Source organism: Halomonas sp. KG2 (assembly GCA_030440445.1).
In the GTDB taxonomy this organism is placed as follows: Bacteria; Pseudomonadota; Gammaproteobacteria; order Pseudomonadales; family Halomonadaceae; genus Vreelandella.
Genome location: CP098528.1, coordinates 223,843 through 244,920, shown reverse-complemented (window position 1 = coordinate 244,920; position 21,078 = coordinate 223,843). Strand labels below are relative to the sequence as shown.

At 51.7% G+C, this 21,078-nt stretch carries 21 protein-coding genes; 13 read left to right on the top strand and 8 right to left on the bottom strand.

The annotated features are described in order from the left end of the window. Positions 1-108 precede the first annotated feature (108 nt). Positions 109-249, top strand: coding sequence for a hypothetical protein (locus NDQ72_01190; GenBank protein ID WKD28590.1), 141 nt, complete (start codon positions 109-111; stop codon positions 247-249). Between the two features lie 150 nt (positions 250-399). On the opposite strand, the gene NDQ72_01185 is transcribed toward NDQ72_01190, so the two are convergent. Beyond that, positions 400-1,401 (bottom strand): porin, encoded by a 1,002-nt coding sequence (locus tag NDQ72_01185; protein ID WKD28589.1) that lies wholly within the window; start codon positions 1,399-1,401, stop codon positions 400-402. Positions 1,402-1,873: 472 nt separating this feature from the next. Between NDQ72_01185 and NDQ72_01180 the strand changes: the two genes are divergently transcribed. The 6 genes from NDQ72_01180 (at position 1,874) to NDQ72_01155 (ending at position 6,439) form a co-directional block, all read left to right on the top strand. Beyond that, a complete protein-coding gene (locus NDQ72_01180; GenBank protein WKD28588.1) occupies positions 1,874-3,109 on the top strand; it encodes a glycosyltransferase family 1 protein in 1,236 nt (411 codons plus the stop codon). Further along, positions 3,072-3,611, top strand: a complete 540-nt coding sequence (locus NDQ72_01175; protein ID WKD28587.1) for a phosphatase PAP2 family protein — start codon at positions 3,072-3,074, stop codon at positions 3,609-3,611. The genes NDQ72_01180 and NDQ72_01175 overlap by 38 nt, the downstream gene beginning before the upstream one ends. A gap of 941 nt (positions 3,612-4,552) precedes the next feature. Continuing rightward, positions 4,553-4,687, top strand: coding sequence for an entericidin A/B family lipoprotein (locus NDQ72_01170; GenBank protein ID WKD28586.1), 135 nt, complete (start codon positions 4,553-4,555; stop codon positions 4,685-4,687). Between the two features lie 5 nt (positions 4,688-4,692). Beyond that, complete coding sequence (locus tag NDQ72_01165; protein WKD28585.1) at positions 4,693-5,205, top strand: alpha/beta hydrolase; 513 nt, start codon at positions 4,693-4,695, stop codon at positions 5,203-5,205. 196 nt (positions 5,206-5,401) lie between these two features. Then, positions 5,402-5,578: a DUF6435 family protein gene (locus tag NDQ72_01160; protein WKD28584.1), complete on the top strand. Its 177-nt coding sequence runs from the start codon at positions 5,402-5,404 to the stop codon at positions 5,576-5,578. A 12-nt stretch (positions 5,579-5,590) separates the two neighbouring features. Then, positions 5,591-6,439: a ChaN family lipoprotein gene (locus NDQ72_01155; GenBank protein WKD28583.1), complete on the top strand. Its 849-nt coding sequence runs from the start codon at positions 5,591-5,593 to the stop codon at positions 6,437-6,439. A 79-nt stretch (positions 6,440-6,518) separates the two neighbouring features. Here NDQ72_01155 and glnG read toward each other — a convergent pair whose 3' ends face one another. From glnG to glnA, 3 genes are all read right to left on the bottom strand, one after another. Further along, positions 6,519-7,949 carry a nitrogen regulation protein NR(I) gene (gene glnG / locus NDQ72_01150; GenBank protein ID WKD28582.1) on the bottom strand — a complete coding sequence of 477 codons (1,431 nt, stop codon included), beginning with the start codon at positions 7,947-7,949 and terminating at the stop codon, positions 6,519-6,521. Further along, positions 7,946-9,004, bottom strand: a complete 1,059-nt coding sequence (glnL, locus tag NDQ72_01145) for a nitrogen regulation protein NR(II) (protein WKD28581.1) — start codon at positions 9,002-9,004, stop codon at positions 7,946-7,948. The genes glnG and glnL overlap by 4 nt, the downstream gene beginning before the upstream one ends. A gap of 359 nt (positions 9,005-9,363) precedes the next feature. Continuing rightward, complete coding sequence (gene glnA, locus NDQ72_01140; protein WKD28580.1) at positions 9,364-10,770, bottom strand: glutamate--ammonia ligase; 1,407 nt, start codon at positions 10,768-10,770, stop codon at positions 9,364-9,366. 471 nt (positions 10,771-11,241) lie between these two features. On the opposite strand from glnA, the gene NDQ72_01135 reads away from it, so the two are divergent. Both NDQ72_01135 and NDQ72_01130 read left to right on the top strand, forming a co-directional pair. Then, positions 11,242-11,865: a hypothetical protein gene (locus NDQ72_01135; GenBank protein WKD28579.1), complete on the top strand. Its 624-nt coding sequence runs from the start codon at positions 11,242-11,244 to the stop codon at positions 11,863-11,865. Positions 11,866-12,200: 335 nt separating this feature from the next. Next, positions 12,201-12,503 (top strand): hypothetical protein, encoded by a 303-nt coding sequence (locus tag NDQ72_01130; protein WKD28578.1) that lies wholly within the window; start codon positions 12,201-12,203, stop codon positions 12,501-12,503. Between the two features lie 77 nt (positions 12,504-12,580). Here NDQ72_01130 and NDQ72_01125 read toward each other — a convergent pair whose 3' ends face one another. From NDQ72_01125 to NDQ72_01115, 3 genes are all read right to left on the bottom strand, one after another. After that, complete coding sequence (locus tag NDQ72_01125; protein ID WKD28577.1) at positions 12,581-13,387, bottom strand: mechanosensitive ion channel; 807 nt, start codon at positions 13,385-13,387, stop codon at positions 12,581-12,583. A gap of 479 nt (positions 13,388-13,866) precedes the next feature. Next, positions 13,867-14,034 (bottom strand): hypothetical protein, encoded by a 168-nt coding sequence (locus NDQ72_01120; protein WKD28576.1) that lies wholly within the window; start codon positions 14,032-14,034, stop codon positions 13,867-13,869. Between the two features lie 166 nt (positions 14,035-14,200). Continuing rightward, the gene (locus NDQ72_01115) at positions 14,201-15,283 is read right to left on the bottom strand and encodes a type I restriction enzyme HsdR N-terminal domain-containing protein (protein ID WKD28575.1); all 1,083 of its coding nucleotides are present in this window, start codon (positions 15,281-15,283) and stop codon (positions 14,201-14,203) included. Between the two features lie 884 nt (positions 15,284-16,167). On the opposite strand from NDQ72_01115, the gene NDQ72_01110 reads away from it, so the two are divergent. From NDQ72_01110 to NDQ72_01100, 3 genes are read left to right on the top strand one after another with little or no spacing between them, the layout of a single operon-like run. Beyond that, positions 16,168-16,902: an ABC transporter ATP-binding protein gene (locus tag NDQ72_01110; GenBank protein WKD30325.1), complete on the top strand. Its 735-nt coding sequence runs from the start codon at positions 16,168-16,170 to the stop codon at positions 16,900-16,902. Then, positions 16,886-17,776 carry a metal ABC transporter permease gene (locus NDQ72_01105; protein ID WKD28574.1) on the top strand — a complete coding sequence of 297 codons (891 nt, stop codon included), beginning with the start codon at positions 16,886-16,888 and terminating at the stop codon, positions 17,774-17,776. The genes NDQ72_01110 and NDQ72_01105 overlap by 17 nt, the downstream gene beginning before the upstream one ends. A 28-nt stretch (positions 17,777-17,804) precedes the next feature. Then, complete coding sequence (locus tag NDQ72_01100) at positions 17,805-18,839, top strand: zinc ABC transporter substrate-binding protein (GenBank protein ID WKD28573.1); 1,035 nt, start codon at positions 17,805-17,807, stop codon at positions 18,837-18,839. Positions 18,840-18,861: 22 nt separating this feature from the next. Here the strand turns inward: NDQ72_01100 and NDQ72_01095 are convergent, their stop codons facing one another. Beyond that, positions 18,862-19,737 carry a LysR family transcriptional regulator gene (locus NDQ72_01095; protein ID WKD28572.1) on the bottom strand — a complete coding sequence of 292 codons (876 nt, stop codon included), beginning with the start codon at positions 19,735-19,737 and terminating at the stop codon, positions 18,862-18,864. Positions 19,738-19,886: 149 nt separating this feature from the next. Between NDQ72_01095 and NDQ72_01090 the strand changes: the two genes are divergently transcribed. Then, positions 19,887-21,059, top strand: coding sequence for a beta-lactamase (locus tag NDQ72_01090; protein WKD28571.1), 1,173 nt, complete (start codon positions 19,887-19,889; stop codon positions 21,057-21,059). The last annotated feature ends 19 nt before the right edge of the window (positions 21,060-21,078 follow it).

The window sequence follows — 21,078 nt, the reverse complement described above, 5'->3', positions numbered from 1 at the left end:
CCTAGCGCAATCCCATGGCGGCTAAAACGCATCTTAATGGCTCCTTTCATATTGATGTCATCGTTCATCGTTAGCGTTCCAGAAAGGCCTGACAATGTGGTGACATCAATGACAAACCAACCGCGTAAACCGCTCAGCGACGAAGAAATCGCCTACTTAGAGGAGCTGGCTAACGGCAACGCATTAGCCAAGCAGCGTCGCCGCGAGAAAAAGCGCCAAACGCCAGCAACAAAGAAACTCTTAGACTAACCACGCCTTACCAAGGCGAATTCATGCACGCTTCCTAAAACCATTTAACTACTATCATAGATAGCATAACGCAAAAAGCCGATGTACTTTTAGCACATCGGCAAAACGATCTTAATAAGTGGCTTAAACGCTAAGGAAGCTATTTATCATTTAAAAGTGATAGCGAGCACCTACTGCGTAATACAGATCATCTTCGAAGTTATTATTGGCATCTTTATTAGCATCATTTAGCTCGACAAACACATCAAAATTGTTAGAAACATCGTAATGCGCCGCAGCGGCCCAAGCATCGCGATCCTTATCAGCGTTGTCTACGTCAATGTTGTAATAATCGAGATAGAAGGTCCAAGCGCCGGTGGCAAAGCTACCACCTAGGCCTACTGTGTCGAAACCGCCTCCTCGCTTATCGTTATCACCACGGGTTTCATAACCTAAACGCGCAGAGAAAGCGTCATTGATGTCGTACTCGGCCGTAGTACCAAAACGTGTTTCACCGTTGCCACCGCCACGAACGCTATCTTCTACATAACCGAGTGCTAAACGTAAGGGGCCAGCCGCGTAAACGACGCCACCTTGTGTGGCGATAACGCTACCTTCGCTAGACTGCTGCGCTTCTGTGAGACCACGCTCAGAAAAGTGTTTTGCTGAGAAAACAGCCTGAAAACCGTTGATTTCAGGCGTTTTATAGCCCAGAGAGTCGCCACGCGCCTGAAGACCACCGCCAGCAAATTCATAGCCACGCTCTACATAAACATCGAACGGTGTCATCACGTAGTTATCGTAGTAACTGTTATAGTTACCCGCCATGAAGGTACCGTACTGCTTGCTTTCAAGACCCAGATAGCTATTACGCACCTCGTCAAAGCCCGGGCGGCTGCGTTCATCCCCAGTAAAACGCCACTCTACCCGTGCAAACGCGCGCAGGTCTGCGTTGATTTGATGGCCTGCCGTAAAGCGCAAACGAGAACCGAAATTACGGAACTCCTCGCCATTATCAACGCCATTTTTTTCGCCACCGCCTTCAAACCCCATGGCGATGCGACCGTAGATATCTAGCGTCGTGCCATCTTGGTCATATACCACCGCCGCCTGAGCTGCAGAGGCACCCAACAAACCACTAATAGCTAGAGCAAGTGTCGCCTTTTTAAACATGATTGATCCCATTAAAGTAGTTAGCGCTTGTTATCAGCACTTTTAGTTGCAAGATAATTCAGACAATGAAGTCTTCTAATTTAATTTCTTTTCAACCCAACATTCATCAGAAAAGGGTCGTCATAAAAAACGAAAATTATGTTTAAGCTGCTTACTGAGCTTTTAATTGCGCATTGCGAAGGCACAATCGAGGATATATTTACCTCGTCGTCAGCTACCTTAAAACCGATATATGTCATTCTTCTTAAAGTTTTATTTTTTAGCGTTTTTTTTGATAACCATGAAAATGCAACCTGATCGACATCTTGATCTGCTAAGGCGTCACCATTCACTAACGGCTTCACCATTAAAAATGGTGGCCTGTCATCCCATGTTCACTAGGCTGTCTTGGCAGTGTCACTGTCGCTACGCATAGTCAATGAAATAGTGAATGAAATAGTGAGTAAAAACGTGATAAAGGGATGGATCGCCCATGCGACTCTGTATCGTTAGCGAAACATGGTCACCAGAAATAAATGGTGTTGCGCATACCTTAAATAGGCTATGTCGTGAACTCACTCGGTTGGGGGTAACAGTGGATGTTATTCGCCCTAAACCAAACATGGCTGCCAGCGCCATCAATGTTGCTCAAGAGCGTTCTCAAGGGCTTTCTCAAGGGCTTTCTCAAGAGCCGTATCAGGAACCCTATCAAGAACCGTCCCAAGAGCTTCAGGTTCGGCGGTTAGCGCTACCGGGTTATAACGCTGTGCAGATTGGCCTTGCCAGACCTTCAAAACTTCGCCGTTTCTGGCAGAAGCAGCGTCCCGACTATATTTATCTGGCAACCCAGGGCCCGCTGGGCTGGGCAGCTCGGCATGCAGCACGCCAACTGAACATACCTTTAGTGGCTGGCTGGCATACTAATTTCGATCACTACTGCCATGACTACGGGGTTTCCTGGCTAGCTGCTGCCACGCGGCGATATTTACGCTACTTCCATAACGGCTGCGACCTTACCCTTGTGCCTACGCAACAACAGGCTGAAGCGCTACGCGCTCAGGATATCCGCGGTGTAAAGGTGCTCTCACGCGGCATCGATGGCGATATATTTTCCCCAGCCCACCGTGACGACACCCTACGCGAACAGTGGGGGGTTAGCGAACATCAACCTGTTGCGCTGTATGTGGGTCGCTTAGCCCCAGAAAAAAACCTCGCGTTACTGCAAGAAACGCTGCAGGCCATGAGTGACGTACGCCCCGATATGGCACACGTCATTGTTGGCGATGGCCCAGGCCGCGCTCAGTTACAAAAGGCGCTACCCGATGCTCATTTCACCGGTTTTGTGAATAAACAGGCGCTAGCACGCCACTATGCCAGTGCCGATATGTTCATTTTCCCCTCTCAGTCAGAAACATGGGGAAATGTGGTGACTGAAGCCATGGCCAGCGGGCTGGCAGTCGTGGCATATCACCACGCCGCCAGCGCCGAGCTGATTCAAAGCAGGCACAACGGCATCACCGTCCCCCCTGGCGATACGCTTGCTTTTCAACAGGCTGCCGTCGCGTTATGCCAGCACCCTGCTGACTACGCCCGCCTAGGTAGAACCGCCCGCCTACGCGCGCTAGAGCAAAGCTGGCCGGGAATCGCAGAGCAGTTCTTACGCTATTTACAAAATGCCCAGGAGACTCACCATGCGTCCGCGTCCGCTTGTCGTATTCGATCGTCTTGATGTCTTTGAATGGCAGCTTTGCCAGCGGGTAACACAGCTAACGCTTTATCGCCCCTGGCGGCTAACGCTGCAAACGGCAAGTAAGCTGGGAGACTGGCCTGTCTGGGTATTATTAATCGCTGCACAGCCCTGGTTACAGCCTAATGGTGCTTGGCGAATCATGCAGTACAGCGCCATCGCACTGTTTGCAGTCGCTATTTATAAGTTGGTAAAAACGCGGCTGTGTCGCGAACGTCCGTTCATCACCTACCTCGGTGGCGTCCACTGTGGCGAGCCTGCCCGAGACAAATACAGCTTCCCCAGTGGTCACACCATGCATGCGGTGATGTTCAGCGTGTTGGTCGCCGCTCATACCCCCTGGTTGCTACCTATTGTGATTCCCCTTAGTTTACTGATTGCCATTTCGCGGGTGGGGCTTGGGCTGCACTATGTCAGCGATGTCATTGCCGGCGCAGCCCTGGGCTATGGCTTTGCGCTACTGAGTCTTTATTGGATGGGATAACCCTCTGTAGTTGGCCGCTCTACGCCGTATCAATAAAAGCAAAAAGCCACCAACGTGGACGCAGGTGGCTTTGGTATTGTCGATTAATTATCTATTGTTTTAATTATCTACATATCGGGAGGCATATCGTCACGATCCTCTACTGTGGTCATAAACGATGTCTTGAACATCATATAAAGACCGACTCCCGAAAACCCTAGAAACAGCACAAACATGCATAACATCAATACCATCGCCATAGCGCTTGTCCCTGGAAGTGTGCGGCTGCTACGTTGACGTCTTCTAACCGCTAAATTTTGGTTTACACCAGAGGATAGACCAAAATGTCACGCTTATTGATACAAAAGTTGTTCAAAAAGTCTGGAAAAGTTAAATATACAGAAGAATCAAAGTGTTAAACACAATTAATTGACGCAAAAAAACCACCTCGCTTTCACGAGATGGTGATTTTGCATCAATGCTATTCCCTAGCGGTGATGATCAGCGTTTCCTTACACTGATAAGGGTGAGCAGGCTAAATGTCCTTTCACATCCTTTTGCTAATATGGCTCCATGCCTTCCCTAATTACCTATTAGCCTGCTCACGCTTGTTGACTCATTGTGGCTAACGTTGCTGCAAAGCGTTTTTAGCGATTACTTCCACTTAAAAATTAGAGTAACAACATTACGGCTGTAGTCAGGTTATTGCAGACAATAGGCCAAGTGCCATTTTTAACGAAAAAACAAATAAGAAACAATATCTTAAGAATCAATCGAAATACTAGACTAAGAGATAAACGCCGCTATTTCATGGCTAAAACTGACACATGCGACAAAATCACACGGCCAGCCAGCGCTCAAACGATGGGAAATTGATGGCACCAACTGCCTGCAACGATTATTTTTAATAACAGCGTACCTAAAACCGCTCTACAAGTGCTCAGCTGATGAGGATTCCTGCAATGAAGCGTGCAATGGCGATCAGTTTATTGATGATGGTGGCACTTCTGGTCATAAGTGGCTGCAACACTATTCGCGGCGCAGGTGAAGATATTGAACGAGGCGGCGAAGCTATTCAGCGCTCCGCAAGTAGCTAATGGCTATGATGACTGTTTACCTTTCACACGGCTTGGAAAGCGGGCCTGGTGCCCTGAAGGTGCAAGCGCTAAAAGGGGTTGCTGAGAAGTTTGAGAACTGCGAACCGGTCGTCATGGACTACCGTGGCTTAAAAGAGCCGCAGAAGCGTTTAGAGCATTTACTTGCCGTGATTGATGAACGCAACGACACACTGGCTAACTGTGTTTTGGCGGGTTCCAGTCTCGGCGGATGGTTAAGTGCAGCGGTTAGTGCCCAGGAACCCGTGTTAGGTTGCTTTTTATTAGCCCCTGCTCTTGGCTTGCCAGATTACCCGCAAACCTCAATCACACTGCAAGCACAACACACGCATATCATTCATGGATGGCGAGATGATGTCGTACCGCCTGGCCCCGTCATTGAACATGCCCGCTGTCAGCGACTTTCACTACGCATGATTGACGATGACCATCGCCTGCAGAACAGTCTCGATACAATACTTTCTGATTTCGAGCGGTTTTTAGCGCTGTGTCTTCAATAGCGATGTCTTTAAAAGCTATGTCCTTAAAAAACGATGTCCTTAAAAATTACGCCTTTGAAAATAGCGCTCTTAAAGCCGCGCTATTTAGCTCAACATGGACCGCAAACGTACTTCTGCTAACGAAGTGTTACAACAAATAGTCGACATACGCCAAGCAAAGCTATACAAATGATGTACAAACAACAGGAGAACACTCATGCTTGGTCTATTTAAACGCGATCCCAAGAAAAAACTCCAGCAAGATTACGAGCGTAAACTACAGGCCGCAATGCAAGCTTCGCGCAATGGTGACATGAGAGCTAACGCCACATTGACGGAAGAAGCAGAAGCTATTCTGACTGAGATCAATCGCCTTAAAGCAGAAGAACGCTAGGACACAACGCCCATGCGCCACCATTTCATCGCTGCCATGGCTCTAGGCTGGCTACCTTTAGCGGCTCATGCCAATTGCCCTCTTCCTGGCCAGTGGTGGCAATCGCAACATGCCATTGCTAACAGCGCTGTTTTAGCCCAAGCAGTACAGCACCAGGTTGTTCTCTTGGGCGAGCAGCATGATGCCATTGACCACCACCGCTGGCAGTTGCACACCCTAGCGGGGCTTTACGCGCTGCGTGACGATATGGTCATAGGGTTAGAAATGCTGCCCCGGGAAGCGCAACCCGTACTCGATGATTGGGTGGCGGGCTTGTTATCCGAAGAAGCGCTGTTGGAACAGTCCGGCTGGGAGGAGAACTGGGGGTTTGATGCTGACCTTTACTTACCCATTCTCCATTTCGCGCGTATTCAACAGATTCCTCTGATCGCCCTAAACATTACTCCCGAGCTGCGTCAGCGCTTAGCGCGTGACGGCTTCAGCAGCGTGCCTGCCGACCAGCGACACCATATACCTGCACCGTTACCGCCAAGCGCTGGCTATGAAAGGCGCTTAAAAGACGTATTTGACCAGCATGCAATGGGTGACGACGACCCCACTATGCTGAGACGCTTTTTACAGGCCCAGCTTAGCTGGGACGTTGCGATGGCCGAAGGGCTGGCTAACGCCGCCTTGGAGGGCAAATTGGCCGTTGGCTTGATGGGTTTGGGCCATGTGATTTATCACGACGGAGTGCCACACCAACTTGATGGGCTGGGGGTAGATCACACCTTCAGCTTACTGCCCTGGTCAACAGAAGCCTGTGAGCTACCCGACCCTGCATTAGCAGATGCTGTTTTTGTACTGCCAGCGGCGGAGTAACCGCTGACAGGTTGGTTGCGAATAGATTGGCCGCGAATAGATTGGTCGCTAACAGGTTATTTGTTAAAAGAAGGGTCGGTTAGGCATCATCTGCTAACGCAGGCAGCAGCGTCTTCAATTTACGGGTAAGTGTATTGCGCCCCCAGCCGAGCAATTCGGCGGCTTCGCCTTTGCGGCCACCGGTATGTTTTAGCGCCGTTTCAATCAGAATGCGCTCAAAATCCGGCACGGCTTCTTCCAACAGGTGGGTATGGCCTTCTGCCAAGGCGTGGTCCGCCCAATCTCTGAACGCGGAACGCCAATCGCCATAAACACTACCTTCAGAAGCGCTGATCGAGAGCAGTTCTGGGGGCAAGTCCTCAATGAGGATTTCGCGGCCGGAAGCCATTACCGTTAGCCAACGGCAAATATTTTCTAATTGACGAACATTCCCCGGCCACGGCAAACGGGTGAGGTGTGCTTCTGCTTCGGGTGTTAACACCTTGATATCGGTGGTCAGCTCTTTGGCAGCTTCCGCTAAGAAATGGCGCGTTAAACGCGGAATATCTTCCCGACGTTCGGCAAGGCGCGGCAGATGAACGCGAATCACGTTTAAGCGGTGGAACAAGTCTTCCCGAAACCGCCCATCGTCAACTAACGATTCCAGATTCTGATGGGTAGCGGCAATAATACGTACATCGACTTTTACAGGCGTATGGCCGCCCACGCGATAGAATTCACCATCTGCTAACACACGCAGCAAGCGCGTTTGCGTTTCAGCGGGCATGTCACCAATTTCATCGAGAAACAGCGTTCCGCCGTTAGCCTGTTCAAAGCGGCCTTGGCGCTGTTGCGCTGCCCCGGTAAACGCGCCCTTCTCATGGCCGAATAGTTCGGACTCAATCAAGTCGCGGGGAATTGCCGCCATGTTCAGCGCAATAAACGGCTTGCCTGCTCGCGGGCTATGTTGATGCAGCGCCTGAGCAACACGCTCTTTACCGGTGCCAGACTCGCCGTTAATTAACACCGTGATGTGGGAGTGGGAAAGCCGCCCGATGGCGCGAAACACTTCCTGCATAGCGGGCGCTTCACCAATAATCTCAGCACTCAACCCTTCCGGCACGCTGACCGGGCGCTGGCGCTCTCTTGCATGAGCGACCGCACGGCGCACCAGCGCCAGCGCTTCGTCCACATCAAAAGGTTTCGGCAGGTATTCAAAGGCGCCCCCTTGGTAAGACGCCACGGCACTGTCGAGGTCCGAATGAGCGGTCATCACAATCACCGGCAGGTCAGGATGTGCATCACGCACCCGGGACATTAAATCCAGCCCATCAATGCCGGGCATACGAATGTCAGTCACCAGCACATCCGGTGGATTTTCTAACAGTCGCTCCAGCGCGGTATCGGCGCGTTCAATACACTCTACATCCAGGTCTGGCTGCGCTAAGGCCCGCTCTAATACCCAACGGATGGCGCGGTCATCATCGACAATAACCACTCGTGCTACATCGGTTTGTGTCGCCTCAGTCATGACGCTTCTCCGGTGAAATTAACAACCAATGGAATCAGTAAACGAAATTCGGTATGCCCTGGGCGTGAGTCGCATTCGATCAATCCTTGATGTTGGTGCAAAATCGATTGAGCAATTGATAGCCCTAGGCCGCTACCTTCAGCGCGCCCAGAAACCATGGGATAGAAAAGCGTTTCACGTAATGTTTCAGGTATGCCAGGGCCATTATCAATAACCCCCACTTCACTGACTAAACGATGGCGTTCAGCCCCCAGCGTAAATTGGCGGCGTGCGCGGGTGCGCAGCATAAGTTCCGGCGAAGGCGTTGCTGCATCACTCATGGCCTGTACCGCGTTACGTGCCACATTCAACACCGCTTGGATCATTTGAGATTCATCGCCAGAAAGATCCGGCAAACTCGGGTCATAATCACGACGGATCTCAACATGCGGATGCTCGGCAATCAGCAGCGCTCGCACCCGCTCTAACACCTTATGGATATTGACCGGCTCATGTTTGACGATGCGATTGGGGCCCAACATGGAGTCGACCAAATCTCGCAGCCGATCCACCTCTTCCACAATAATATGGGTGAATTCACGTAGTGCAGGATCGTCCAGATCGCGCTCCAATAATTGGGCAGCACCGCGAATCCCGCCTAAGGGATTTTTAACTTCATGAGCCAAGCCCCGCGCCAACACTTTGATGGTCTCTTGCCGGGTGGTCAGCGCTTCTTCCCGGGAAATCTGCATTAGCCGATCACGGGGCTCTACTTCGAGTAATAGTTCATCGGCTGAAAGCGGGGTCACGGTGTAGTCCACCGTTAATGGCTCGCTGTTCAGCGGCGTAATGCGTGCTTCGCGTTGGGTATAGGGATGAAAGGCATCCCGCGCTTTAGCGAGGACATCATCAATACTCTCATCGCCCCCTAACAGCGTGTCTAAACTAATGCCCTGCACACGGCTAAAACTCACCGCTAGCAACGCTTCCGCTGCCGGGTTCATCCAACGAACACGGAGTTCACCGTCTAGCAGTAAGACTGCGGTGGTGAGGTGTTCAAGTAAGCGCTGGTACATGGCGTATCCTGAAGCGTCGCTGTAAAAAATAGCGTTATCGAGCGTATGAAAGAGAAACTGCAAAAAGCGCGCCAATTGACCACTTGCACGGCTAATGAGCAGGGGGCGGGGATGTAGCGTGCCGTTATAGCGCAGTCCGAGCGGTCAGCTTGTCACTTATTGCACCATTATAGTGCGCATGACTCATCATCAATAAAAATACTCACCGCATCAGTGCGGCGCCGCAGACAGCGTTCTCCCCTTGCAAACAGGCCTCTTCGTCTCACTATTCAGTGGTATAAAAAAACCCCGCCGAAGCGGGGTTTTAGGCCAGTCACACCCGAGGGAGTGATACTAGCTGCTGTGCTTAGCAATCGCTCTTAACAGCTGTAGTACATATCGAACTCAATCGGGTGAGTGGTCATGCGAATGCGCTCCACTTCTTCCATCTTGAGGTCGATGTATGCATCGATCATATCATCAGTAAACACGCCACCTTCGGTCAAGAACGCGCGGTCGGCATCGAGTGCTTCCAACGCTTGGTCCAGGCTGTTGGCAACGGTCGGTACTGACTTACCTTCTTCTGGCGGCAGGTCGTACAAGTTCTTATCCATGGCATCGCCAGGATGAATCTTATTCTTAATACCGTCGATACCCGCCATCAGCAGCGCCGCGAACGCTAGATAGGGGTTAGCAGTCGGGTCAGGGAAACGTGTTTCAACACGCTTACCTTTCGGGCTGGCGGTATACGGAATACGGATAGAGGCAGAACGGTTACGAGCGCTGTAGGCCAACATAACCGGCGCTTCAAAGCCTGGCACCAAACGCTTGTACGAGTTAGTAGACGCGTTCGTGAAGGCGTTCAGAGCACGAGCGTGCTTGATCACACCGCCAATGTAGTAAAGCGCCATTTCAGAAAGCCCGGCGTACTCGTCACCCGCGAACTGGTTCTGACCATCTTTCCAGAACGACTGGTGTACGTGCATACCAGACCCGTTGTCGCCTACCAGCGGCTTCGGCATGAACGTAGCGGTTTTGCCGTAAGCGTGAGCCACGTTGTGGATCACGTATTTCATTTCCTGCACTTCGTCAGCTTTCTTCACCAGCGTGTTGAATTTAACGCCGATTTCGTTCTGACCCGCGTTAGCAACCTCGTGGTGGTGAACCTCAACGGTCTGGCCAATCGCTTCCAGGGTGTTACACATTGCACCACGCATGTCATGGAAACTATCAACCGGGGGAACCGGGAAGTAGCCGCCTTTAACGCGCGGGCGGTGCCCCAAGTTGCCGCCTTCTACCTGATTACTGGTCGCCCAAGCGCCTTCATCAGAGGTAATTTTGTACATGGAACCCTGAATGTCAGATTTCCAGTGGACTTCGTCGAAAATGAAGAACTCAGGCTCAGGGCCAAAGAAGGCGGTGTCGCCCAGGCCGGTGGACTGCAGGTAAGCTTCTGCACGCTTGGCAATAGAACGCGGGTCACGGTCATAGCCCTGCATAGTGGCAGGCTCGATAATATCGCAACGCAGGATCAGGGTAGCGTCTTCGGTGAAGGGGTCGAGGAAACCAGTGCCATCTTCAGGACGAAGAATCATGTCGGATTCGTTGATGCCTTTCCAGCCCTCGATAGAGGAACCATCGAACATCTGACCATTTTCGAAAAACTCTTCATCCACGTCCCGTGCCGGTACGGTGACGTGCTGCTCTTTACCGCGCGTGTCGGTGAAACGCAGATCTACCCATTTAACATCATGTTCTTCGATTAGCGCGAGAGTCTTGGCTGACATAGTGTCCTCCGGTATGAACGTGGCTTAAGCTTGTGACAGTAAGCTACCGATAAAAGAGTTATTAAACAAACCGGCTATCGTTGTAGCACGCCGAGAGGCATCTGCCTACGACCCGCTAGCCGCTGCCTAATACCAAGCACGGAACATGCCAACTCTGCACCAATATGGCATAAAAAAACAACAAGCAGTTGTTTTACAAAAGATAAAAAATAAAATACTGCGCTTCTTCATGTAGCATAATGCTCTGCGAAAGAACGAACTTAGCCCTGAAAAGCCACCTAGCTCAGAAAAACGCACCAATAAAGACCAACCAGAGACCCGTAAGCACCAACATGGTGCATATCAAGCATCTATTATTTTCCTCATCACCGTAAACTTTAGCTTGATACCAAAAGAAACTCACACCTACAATTGATTACAAACCGATAGATTTAATAACAAACAGGTTTCACAACACAGGAAGCCACTCACATGGGCACGGTCTGCTTTATTGTTGATGCGTCAGTCACAGGTGCCCTTTTACCACGTCACCTGCGCGCTATTCGCCAAACAGGCTTTGCAGACCACACACTTCCCATTATCGTGACCAGCGCCACCACCGATCCACGCGTGCCGAGCATTGAGCAACGCTACCGCGCGCACTTTCTTGTTACCCCTTCCCAGCCACTGGGCGCAAGGATCAATCAAGCAGCATATCTCAGCCAAGCTGATTGGTTGTTGATTGCAATGCAGCAACGGGCACTAACAGCCAAACTATGGTGTTCACTTTATCCCCAGCTAGACACGTACACGCTGGATGCTCTTTTGATTGGCAGCGAACCACCCCGCTTATCCGAACGCTTACTCCAGTGCTTTTTAGGCGCAGGCGTCGCTGTTCCTCCCTACATCGCCATCAGGCGCACGTGGCTAGAACGGTTGGGGGGCTTAGACCCAGAGCTAGATGAAGCAGCGCTTGCTGACTTACTACAGCGCCTTTATGCATGCCCTACCCGTTTACAAACCTTCAGCCTGGAAACATCAGGGCTTACCCGTGACTCGCCATCAAGGAGTAACAAACCCTACCGGCCACCTCCCAACTCGCATACGGATACTTAACGTCTCTTATGGCTTAGGATCTCCTGTTGGTTAAACGCTCAAACGCTTGCCCAATAGCACTGCCCCCGCCGTCATAGTGTTAATCATATTATTCAACACGAATAAGCCAATACCATCGGCAAGAATCGGTTAATGCACTCACCAACTATAAACAGCACAAAGAAAGGCACTACCCACACTGCTTTTGAAGACACGTTCTTTTGAAGACCAGGCTATCCAATCAGCGAATGTGAGTGGCACCTCAATGCTTCAGCAGTGATTGGCTCTATCACACCAACGCACACTACACTTAAACATCACGCTATCTGATACCGCTCAACAAAAGGACACTGACAATGCATCAGCATATCGAATGGGACGAACCTGGCAGCGCAAGCGTTGTAGAGTTTTTTAAGAATGACCCCGATCACACTCCGCCCTACCCAGGCGCCATGCTCTCCGCCCGTTATCTAGGCCGCATTGTGCGGGTAAAAGTAGAAGCCTATCGTGATGAAGATGCCGTCAGCATCGGCAGCGTTGCCGCCATTCTTGACCGACACGGGCACCACCACGATTCCCACCACAAGCTTAACGTAGGCGATATCGTCCGACTTCCCGATGACAAACGCGCTATGGAACACTGGGACGAAGACGATTAAGAGTAACCGCCATCACAACGAAAGCAAGGCGCGCCCTTTAAAGGGCGCGCCTTGCCAAACCGTATCAACGGAAACATTTACCCCGCTTTCTGAATTTCTACCGAATGCGGGTAAGGTATTGAAACACCTTGCTTATCAAAGGCTTCTTTGACAGCTTTCGTCATATCAAATTTCACATCCCAATAATCCGCCGCATCGACCCAAAGCCGCACGGTAAGGTCCACACTACTGGCACCCAGGTTAGTGACTTTTACCCAAGGTGCGGGATCACCATGGATACGGCTGTCAGCCTCCGCCAAACCGCTGATGATCGCCATGGCCAGATCAGCATCATCGTCATAGCCAATCCCGAACACAAGATCGACACGGCGTGTCGAGTGATGAGAGAAGTTAGTGATGATAGCCCCCCAAGCCTGCCCATTAGGCACAATAATTTGCACGTTGTCAGGCGTCACTAATTCCGTCACGAACAGGTTAAGATCTTTTACCGTACCGGACGTGCCCCCAATATCCACAAACTGACCCAGTTTGTAAGGACGAAACACAATCAGCATAAACCCCGCCGCTAAATCGCTCAGCGTGCCCTGCAACGCCAAGCCAATAGCCAGCGTGGCAGCCCCCAACACAGCAACCAGCGAAGTAGCCTGAATACCAAACAGACCAAGTACCGTAATAAATACAACCAGCAGAATGACCCACTTCACCAAGGCTGCAAGAAAGTTGCCCAGAGTGGGGTCTATACGCGGTATCGCATTCACCCGCTTACGCACTAAGCTGCTGACTACCCCTGCGACAATCCAGCCCACAATCAACACCAACAATGCTTTCACGGCATTGATGATCAAAGGAACATAAGCCCCAAATTGCTCAAGAAAGTTTTCCATGACGTAATATCCTCTAGATGGCAGTTACCGAAACACACAGCAATCATTATGTTAAAGCAGTTTTATTTTTGAACACTCTCTTCCTCACCATATTTAACAATTAAAGCACCATTGTGCTGATGACGCCGAAACTGAGAGAGCATTCACAACGGTTGAGCGCTGAATTATCTGGGCGGCAACATCCAACTTACTAATTAATGAAAGTAATGCACATTTCGAGTAGCGCGGCGTAAGCGTTAGCGCACCCGCGAAAGGGGCCCGGCAGGTGTACATTTATGGTGGTGAGCGCTTTGAAGTTGCACTGCTCAATCTCGCTAAACAGTAGGACATAGACACTGAACTCATGAGCTTGACCAGATTATTTCGTGTTTACAACATAAGTGCCTTGCAGGCTGATAGTGATCGCCAGACCTTGGTATAGGCCATGGCATCACAGTGTGCTTGCGTCAGTACTGGGGCGGGGAGTTGGGCGATGGTGTTCATGCCGCACCACCTTGGCGGCGATAGTGAGCCGTTTCTGCAGGGATGAGCAGATAGGTAGTGCGGAATATGTACCACTCAGGCGGGCGGCGCGGACTGTGGTGGCTTGCATGGCCGCGATGGCGATGTGGCTGTTTCCAGCGGTCGAATGCATTTACACCCAGCATGGTTGGACATTGGTTTGCATTTGTTGACCCCAAGCTGTGGTAGTTACAGCTGAAGTTTGCAGACGTCGCAAAACACAAGGTAAATATGCTTACCTTATGAGCCAATTTGTAAGCTTTATTTACTTTGCCGGGCGAAAACAAGCCGGCACAAGTCCGGCTTTAGGGATCATTCGTAGCCTTTTACAACGGCTATCAGAGCGTCTCTGTGATTGAAGATATCAGTCAGTGCATTTAGATCGTGCTTAACTGACCCATTATCTTGGCGAATTTCAATTCTTTTAAAGATTCTGGAATTGAAGTGAAGGCGACAGATCGGCTTACGATTGTTGTCATCAAGCAACACGGCGCAATATGACTTTGCATCTCGCATGAAAACCCTTTCAGGAGCTACTTCGCTGGCAACGATAGCCCGAACCATGTTGTAACCATCGATCTCCTCCTGAGTCGTGACTATCTCATCATCTGTATTTTGAGAAGGTTCTTCGGAGTCCATCTGAATGGACTGTAAGTTAACAGCACCTGACTCATCGCCACTTGTCGTAGCTAATGCCTGTTTAAGTCTTAGAGAAATCTGCTCTTTGATATGTTGAGCCATTGCGTCGCGGATGATCGGTGTGAATTCATCAAGAACTTGCTGAGTCATCCGTCCATCAAAGAAATCTTGAGCGATGAATTTGATGAATTCGCGGGGCGGTTCTTTAAGCATCTTGCTGAATGAAGTCATCGCAAGATTGGTGTATTTCAGCCGATTTGCGGTACTAAGAATGGTATCGACGTTAAAAACAGGCTTAGCAAATTTCTTCAGTTCTTCGATATCCCTTTCGTTATAGTCAGTCAGACGAAAGGTAAAAAATGGTCTGTTATCTAGCTTGTTTGTGTCATCAAGGTCTGAGTAAAAGCGGTACTCAATGCCATTGGTTAAAATCGCAAACTCTGCTTCCGTGCAATTGAAATAGCGGTAGAGCTGGCTGAATTGTGCATCTGCAAGGTCTGTCGTACGGGGTTTACATTCGATGAGGATTGAAAGCACACCATCATTTTTGATGGCGTAGTCGACCTTCTCGCCTTTCTTCAAGCCAACGTCAGCCGTAAATTCAGGCAGTACCTCGGTTGGATTGAAAACGTCATACCCTAAGCTTTGTATAAATGGCATGACCATCGCATTTTTCGTCGCTTCTTCATTGACGATGTGGTCAAGCTGCTCTCTGGCACGGCTCGCCAGTGTTGCGATTTTTTGTGCTATCTCCATGTTCCCTGCCTTTTTAGTTGGTTTGCTACATCCTCCCAAATGCCCAGCGCCCTAAAAAACGAGCTCAAATTTGGAAGTTATCTGTTTCGTCCATTTCGTAGCTGGGATACAGCGTATTGTCAGATATAACTCTAATTCGGTTTCCAGGTAAATGCTGAAGACGTTTAACATGTACTTGGCCGTCTTATTGAAAAAGAACTCCATCTAGCCATTCTTTACCAAACCTCGCTATTGACCTTAGTCATACTTAGCCCACACCGATTACACGCTAGCGCCTTAGGCGCAACGTGCTACGCTTCGCGTTACTTTTTGTATTTGGGGTGATTCGTTATGCCGATATTTCGTGTGTTGGCGGCTTCTGCGCTGGTGCTGCTCACGCTGTCTACCAAACCCAGGCCTAACGTCTGCTGACTGGTCGGCTTACAATAAGCTGTAGATTGGGACGCAACCCAACCAGCCTCTAGCGCGATTAACCGTTTTCAAGCTGCTCGTTCGCGGTTGGGCTTGTTACTTTGAACGGTGAGTACGCCCTGCTTGTCTCATCCCAGCAAGTTGTTGCTGCTTGGCGCTATTAGCCGCGTAATGGTCGCCGCACGCCACGGCCATATAAGAGGCACGATTTAATATTGTCAGTACAACAGGTTTGTCAGCACACCAGGAGCGCGTAAAATATCGAGCTCTTTTTTGGCTTTATCAATTGTTATGTTATAACTTATTTATTGGTAGCGAGGACACTCAATGAGTGAGCATATGCATCGCCATAACAAGGAAGGTCCTTGTCATTTTTCGCTGATGTCGTTATCTGCTGCGAAGCGGTTGGGTCTAGTGGCACTGCCGCTGCTGGGTTTATGGGGTTTAGTTTTGTGGGCAAGTGGGTGGCCGCTATGAGTGAGCGTTCACTTTCACGCCTGCAACTGCATGACTTGCACCTTGCCCAAGGCGGGCGCACGGTACTTGAGCATGTCGATGGCGACATAAAACCCGGTGCTATTACGGCGCTTATCGGCGCTAACGGGGCGGGCAAAAGCACGTTGATCCAGGCGATTATGGGTGAACTGCGGCCTATTAGCGGCAAAGTGATTTGCACCGTTGATAAAGCACGCCGCGCCTGGTTACCACAGCAACTGGCGCTGGACCTTACCTTTCCGATGAGCGTGGAAGAGTTGGTGATGACTGGCAGTTGGCCAAGCCACGGGGCGTTGAAAGGCTACTGTGCGGCGCATTATCGCAAGGGTCGCGACATCATGGCGCGCTTGGGCATTTCTCATTTGGCCCACCGCCCTTTGGGAGAGCTTTCCGGTGGCCAGCGCCAGCGGGCGCTGATTGGCCGTACGTTGATGCAGGAAGCGGAGCTTTTGTTACTGGATGAGCCGTTTGCCAACGTGGATAGCGATACGGTGGATATTTTGATCCGTATTTTGCGCCAAATGGCCGATGAAGGCGTGACCATCATTATTGTGCTGCACGATATGGATCATCTGAGCTGCCTAGCCGATGAAGTATTGATGCTAAATGGTGGCCATGGTCGTTGGGTCGCGCCTAGCGCGCTTAACCACCAGCATGCATCGGCCAAGGTCGTGCCGTTTGCTTTGGGAGGTCGTCATGCTGGCACTGCTTGATGCATGGTTTGTTGCGCCTTTCGATTATGGCTTTATGCGGCGTGCAGTCGTGGGTGGCTTGGCACTTTCGCTTGCTGCTCCTCCGCTGGGCGTGTTTTTGGTGCTACGGGGCATGAGTCTGATTGGCGATGCGATGGCGCACGCTATTTTGCCTGGGGTGGCGCTGGGCTTTTTACTCGCGGGGTTCTCTCTACCGGTGATGAGCGCCGGGGGCGTTCTGTTCGGCGTGATGGTGGCGTTACTTGCCGGTGCCGTGTCGAAAATGGGCGGCCAGCGGGAAGACGCCGCCATGGCGAGCTTTTTTATCATCTCGCTGGCAGCCGGGGTATTGCTCATTTCCATGGGTGGCAGCAGCGTGGATTTAACCCATGTGCTGTTCGGCTCAATTTTGGCGATTAACTCCACAGCGCTACTGCTCATTGCCTCTATCAGCACGCTGATTGTGGTTATTTTGGCGATCATTTTCCGCGCGTTGGTCGTGGAGTGTTTAGACCCGCTGTTTTTACGCGGGCAAAGCCGCCGTAGCAGCTGGGTACATAGCGTTTTTTTAGGGCTATTGGTGCTTAATTTAACCGCGGGTTTCCAAACCTTGGGCACGTTAATGGCGGTGGGCTTAATGATGCTGCCTGCCACTGCGGCGCGGTTTTGGAGTAAGCGGCTGGAAGGCTTGATAGGTATTGCCGTGGTATTGGCCATGATCGCCAGTACCGGCGGGTTGTTGATTTCGTTTCATCTTGATACCCCGTCAGGGCCGAGCATTATTTTGCTGGCTGGGGTGGGCTATCTACTGTCGGCACTGTTCGGCCGCTATCACAGCTTAGCCGCTAAGCTGCGGCGTAAGACAACGCCGCTGGCGCTTGAACAGTCGTCATAACTCTTTGTTATTTTTGAAGGAGCCTTGTATGTCGCTTTTCTCTTCATCGCGCTGGTGGGTGGGTGTTTCGGCCATGCTGGCATTGCCTGCGGCAATGGCTAACGACCGTGTTCAGGTAGTGACCAGCTTCTCTATCTTGGCCGACATGGTTGAAAACGTGGGTGGCGAGCACGTTGACGTGACGTCGCTCGTCGGCCCTGATGGCGATGCCCATGTTTATTCGCCAAGCCCCGGCGACGCCCGCGCGTTAGCCAGCGCCGATGTGGTGGTCTTTAACGGACTGCTGTTTGAGGGCTGGATGGAGCGTTTGATTGAGTCGAGCGACTATACCGGTGCCCTGGTCACCGCAACCAACGGTATTCAACCCCGCGCTTTTGCCAAACACGATCATGAAGAACACGGCCATGACGATCATGGCCACGGGCACGACGAGCACGATCACAGTGAACATGACCATGGTGATGACGATCCTCACGCATGGCAGGATCTACAGCAGGCAAAGGTCTACGTTACCAATATTCGCGATGGCTTAATCGAAGCAGACAGCGCCAATGCTGAAAGTTATCAAGCGAATGCTGAGCGCTATTTAGCGGTAATAGACGAGGCTGATCGTGAGATTCGTGATTTGCTGAGCGATATTCCCGCTTCCGCCAGCGTGATTACCGGCCATGATTCGTTTGGTTATTTCTCACATGCTTATGGGGTGAACTTTCTTTCCCCTGTTGGCCTGTCTACCGAGGCTGACCCCAGCGGCGCCAGCATGGCCGCGCTGGTGGATGTCATCGAACAGGAAAACGTGCAGGCGCTGTTCCACGAGAACATGACCAACCAAGCAATCATTAATCAGCTTGCCGAAGAAACTGGCCTGCCGATTGCTGGCACACTGTATGCCGATGCGCTGGCGAGCGAGGGTGAAGCCAACACTTACTTAGGCATGATGCGCCATAACGCGGACGTGCTGCACTTAGCATTGGCTGAGCCGGGTCACGAAGACCACGACCACGACCACGACCACGACCACGACCACGACCACGACCACGACGATCATGGTCATAGCCACTAGCCATTAACGTCAATAGCGCGGTTCAGGCATTAATGGCCGTGAGCAGCCACTCTCGGAAGGACGCCATGGCGTGGGTTTCGGGGCGTGTTTGCAGGCGAGCCAGCCAATAACCGCCCAGGCTAACAGCGGTGTCGAATGGCTGTACCAGTGCACCGCTGTTCAACTGGCGAGGGAACATCAGCGGAGGCGCCAGCGCCACGCCGGCCCCTTGCAGGGCTGCTTCCACCATGGCGATAGAAGAGTCAAACACAATGCTGTTGGTCATCGGAAAGCTGCCTGGCAACCCTGCTGCCAATAGCCACTCTGTCCACTCATCGGCGCGATAAGAGCGCAGCCAAGTCTCGCCTAATACATCGGCGGGGGTAGTGAGTCGCGCAGCGATAGCAGGAGTGCACATGACCGATAGCGACGCTGGCAGCAGTGGCTGCGCTGCGGTTCCATGCCAAGCGCCCGTTCCAAAGCGGATCGCAAAATCCAGCCCTTCGCCAGCAATATCCGCGCGATTGTTATGAGTAGAAAGCCGCAAATCGACGAAGGGGTATTTTTTCTGAAAATCTTCTAGCCTTGGCAGCAACCAGCCGACGGCAAAGGTACCTACCACACCAACGTTTAGTACTTCCCGATAGCTGCTCTCACCAAGCCGATCCAGGGTATGCGCCATCTGGTCGAACGAGCTTTCAAGCACTGGCAGCAGCAGTTCTCCCTCTTGGGTCAGCATAAGCCCTCGTGGCAAGCGTATGAACAGCGGCACCTGCAGCTGATTTTCAAGCAGCTTAACCTGATGGCTGACAGCAGCCTGGGTCACACACAGCTCTTCTGCGGCACGCGTAAAGTTCAAATGTCTAGCCGATGCCTCAAAGGCACGCAGCGCCTTCAGCGGCAAGTAGGGACGCACCACCTTTACCCCCAAATTTTTCTAATGGCTTATACAAAATATCGCTGTTTGTGAATTGCCGCAGCGCGTCGTAAGTTAACCGCCGTCACGGGCTTTGCGTCGGGAAATAACTTCCCACCTTCTCTCGGCATTAATCACAACAGGATTTTGGTATGCGTAAGATGTTAGCAGCAAAAACCCACCTTTTCATGGCTACTTCTCTGCTATTTGGCAGCTCAGCTTGGGCGCTTGAAAAACCGGACAACGCAAGCATTGAGGCTCTGGTGAACGATACTATCGCGCCGTTGATGGACGAGCATCGCATCCCGGGAATGGCGGTCGCGCTAAGCATTAACGGCCAACAGCACTACTTTAATTATGGCCTCGCCAACCAAGAGGCGGGGATTCCGGTCACCGATGAGACGCTCTTCGAACTCGGCTCTGTCAGCAAGGTTTTTACGGCTGCGCTCGCTGGCTATGCCCAGGCTAGCGGCGCCCTCTCGCTTTCCGACCCGGCCAGCCGCTACCTGCCGGAACTTGAAGGCAGCGCCTTCGATGAGATCAGCCTGCTGGAACTCGGCACCTATACCGCAGGAGGGCTTCCGCTGCAGTTCCCTGAGTCGGTTCAAAGCGAAGAGGCAATGATCGACTACTATCGCCAATGGCAGCCGGAATTCGCCCCAGGCAGCCACCGGCTCTACTCCAACCCAAGCCTGGGCCTGTTCGGTTATCTCGCCGCACAAAGCCTGGGCCAGCCCTTCGAGATGGCGATGAAGGAGGCGCTGCTCGCCCCGCTAAGGCTTGAGCATAGTTACTTTCAGGTGCCCGAAGCACAGCAGGCGCACTATGCCTACGGTTACTCTAAACAGGATGAGCCCATTCGGGTGAACCCAGGCATGCTGGATGCCCAGGCCTACGGATTGAAATCAACTGCCGCAGACGTACTAACGCTGGTGGAAGCCAATATGAGTGGCGTTGGGCTGAATGAGCCACTAAGCCAAGCCTTGGCCACCACGCGCATGGGGTACTTTGAGGTCGGCAATATGACCCAAGGACTGGGCTGGGAAAGCTATGCCTACCCGGTGGCACTCGACTCGCTGCTGGAGGGCAACTCGCTTGAGGTGGTATTGGAAGCTAACCCTGCCAACCCTTTGAGCCCTCCATTGCCGCCCAGGCAGGAAGCGCTCTTCAACAAGACCGGGGCAACCAACGGCTTCGGCGCTTATGTGGCCTTTGTGCCCAGCCAGCAGTTAGGTATTGTTCTGCTGGCAAACCGGAACTACCCAAATCAGGCGCGTATTCAAGCCGCACACCATGTCCTGACAACCCTAGCCGAAGCGCCCTAAACAATACCGCCTTTGGGCG

What these genes read in the sequence shown, in the direction of transcription:
- NDQ72_01155 (WKD28583.1), top strand. Translation starts at nt 5,591, where the DNA reads ATGCGCCACCATTTCATCGCTGCCATGGCTCTAGGCTGGCTACCTTTA.
- NDQ72_01090 (WKD28571.1), top strand. Translation starts at nt 19,887, where the DNA reads ATGCGTAAGATGTTAGCAGCAAAAACCCACCTTTTCATGGCTACTTCT.
- NDQ72_01105 (WKD28574.1), top strand. Translation starts at nt 16,886, where the DNA reads ATGCTGGCACTGCTTGATGCATGGTTTGTTGCGCCTTTCGATTATGGC.
- NDQ72_01115 (WKD28575.1), bottom strand. Translation starts at nt 15,283, where the DNA reads ATGGAGATAGCACAAAAAATCGCAACACTGGCGAGCCGTGCCAGAGAG.
- NDQ72_01135 (WKD28579.1), top strand. Translation starts at nt 11,242, where the DNA reads ATGGGCACGGTCTGCTTTATTGTTGATGCGTCAGTCACAGGTGCCCTT.
- NDQ72_01100 (WKD28573.1), top strand. Translation starts at nt 17,805, where the DNA reads ATGTCGCTTTTCTCTTCATCGCGCTGGTGGGTGGGTGTTTCGGCCATG.
- NDQ72_01190 (WKD28590.1), top strand. Translation starts at nt 109, where the DNA reads ATGACAAACCAACCGCGTAAACCGCTCAGCGACGAAGAAATCGCCTAC.
- NDQ72_01125 (WKD28577.1), bottom strand. Translation starts at nt 13,387, where the DNA reads ATGGAAAACTTTCTTGAGCAATTTGGGGCTTATGTTCCTTTGATCATC.
- glnL (WKD28581.1), bottom strand. Translation starts at nt 9,004, where the DNA reads ATGTACCAGCGCTTACTTGAACACCTCACCACCGCAGTCTTACTGCTA.
- glnA (WKD28580.1), bottom strand. Translation starts at nt 10,770, where the DNA reads ATGTCAGCCAAGACTCTCGCGCTAATCGAAGAACATGATGTTAAATGG.
- glnG (WKD28582.1), bottom strand. Translation starts at nt 7,949, where the DNA reads ATGACTGAGGCGACACAAACCGATGTAGCACGAGTGGTTATTGTCGAT.
- NDQ72_01160 (WKD28584.1), top strand. Translation starts at nt 5,402, where the DNA reads ATGCTTGGTCTATTTAAACGCGATCCCAAGAAAAAACTCCAGCAAGAT.
- NDQ72_01175 (WKD28587.1), top strand. Translation starts at nt 3,072, where the DNA reads ATGCGTCCGCGTCCGCTTGTCGTATTCGATCGTCTTGATGTCTTTGAA.
- NDQ72_01180 (WKD28588.1), top strand. Translation starts at nt 1,874, where the DNA reads ATGCGACTCTGTATCGTTAGCGAAACATGGTCACCAGAAATAAATGGT.
- NDQ72_01110 (WKD30325.1), top strand. Translation starts at nt 16,168, where the DNA reads ATGAGTGAGCGTTCACTTTCACGCCTGCAACTGCATGACTTGCACCTT.
- NDQ72_01120 (WKD28576.1), bottom strand. Translation starts at nt 14,034, where the DNA reads ATGCTGGGTGTAAATGCATTCGACCGCTGGAAACAGCCACATCGCCAT.
- NDQ72_01130 (WKD28578.1), top strand. Translation starts at nt 12,201, where the DNA reads ATGCATCAGCATATCGAATGGGACGAACCTGGCAGCGCAAGCGTTGTA.
- NDQ72_01185 (WKD28589.1), bottom strand. Translation starts at nt 1,401, where the DNA reads ATGTTTAAAAAGGCGACACTTGCTCTAGCTATTAGTGGTTTGTTGGGT.
- NDQ72_01165 (WKD28585.1), top strand. Translation starts at nt 4,693, where the DNA reads ATGATGACTGTTTACCTTTCACACGGCTTGGAAAGCGGGCCTGGTGCC.
- NDQ72_01170 (WKD28586.1), top strand. Translation starts at nt 4,553, where the DNA reads ATGAAGCGTGCAATGGCGATCAGTTTATTGATGATGGTGGCACTTCTG.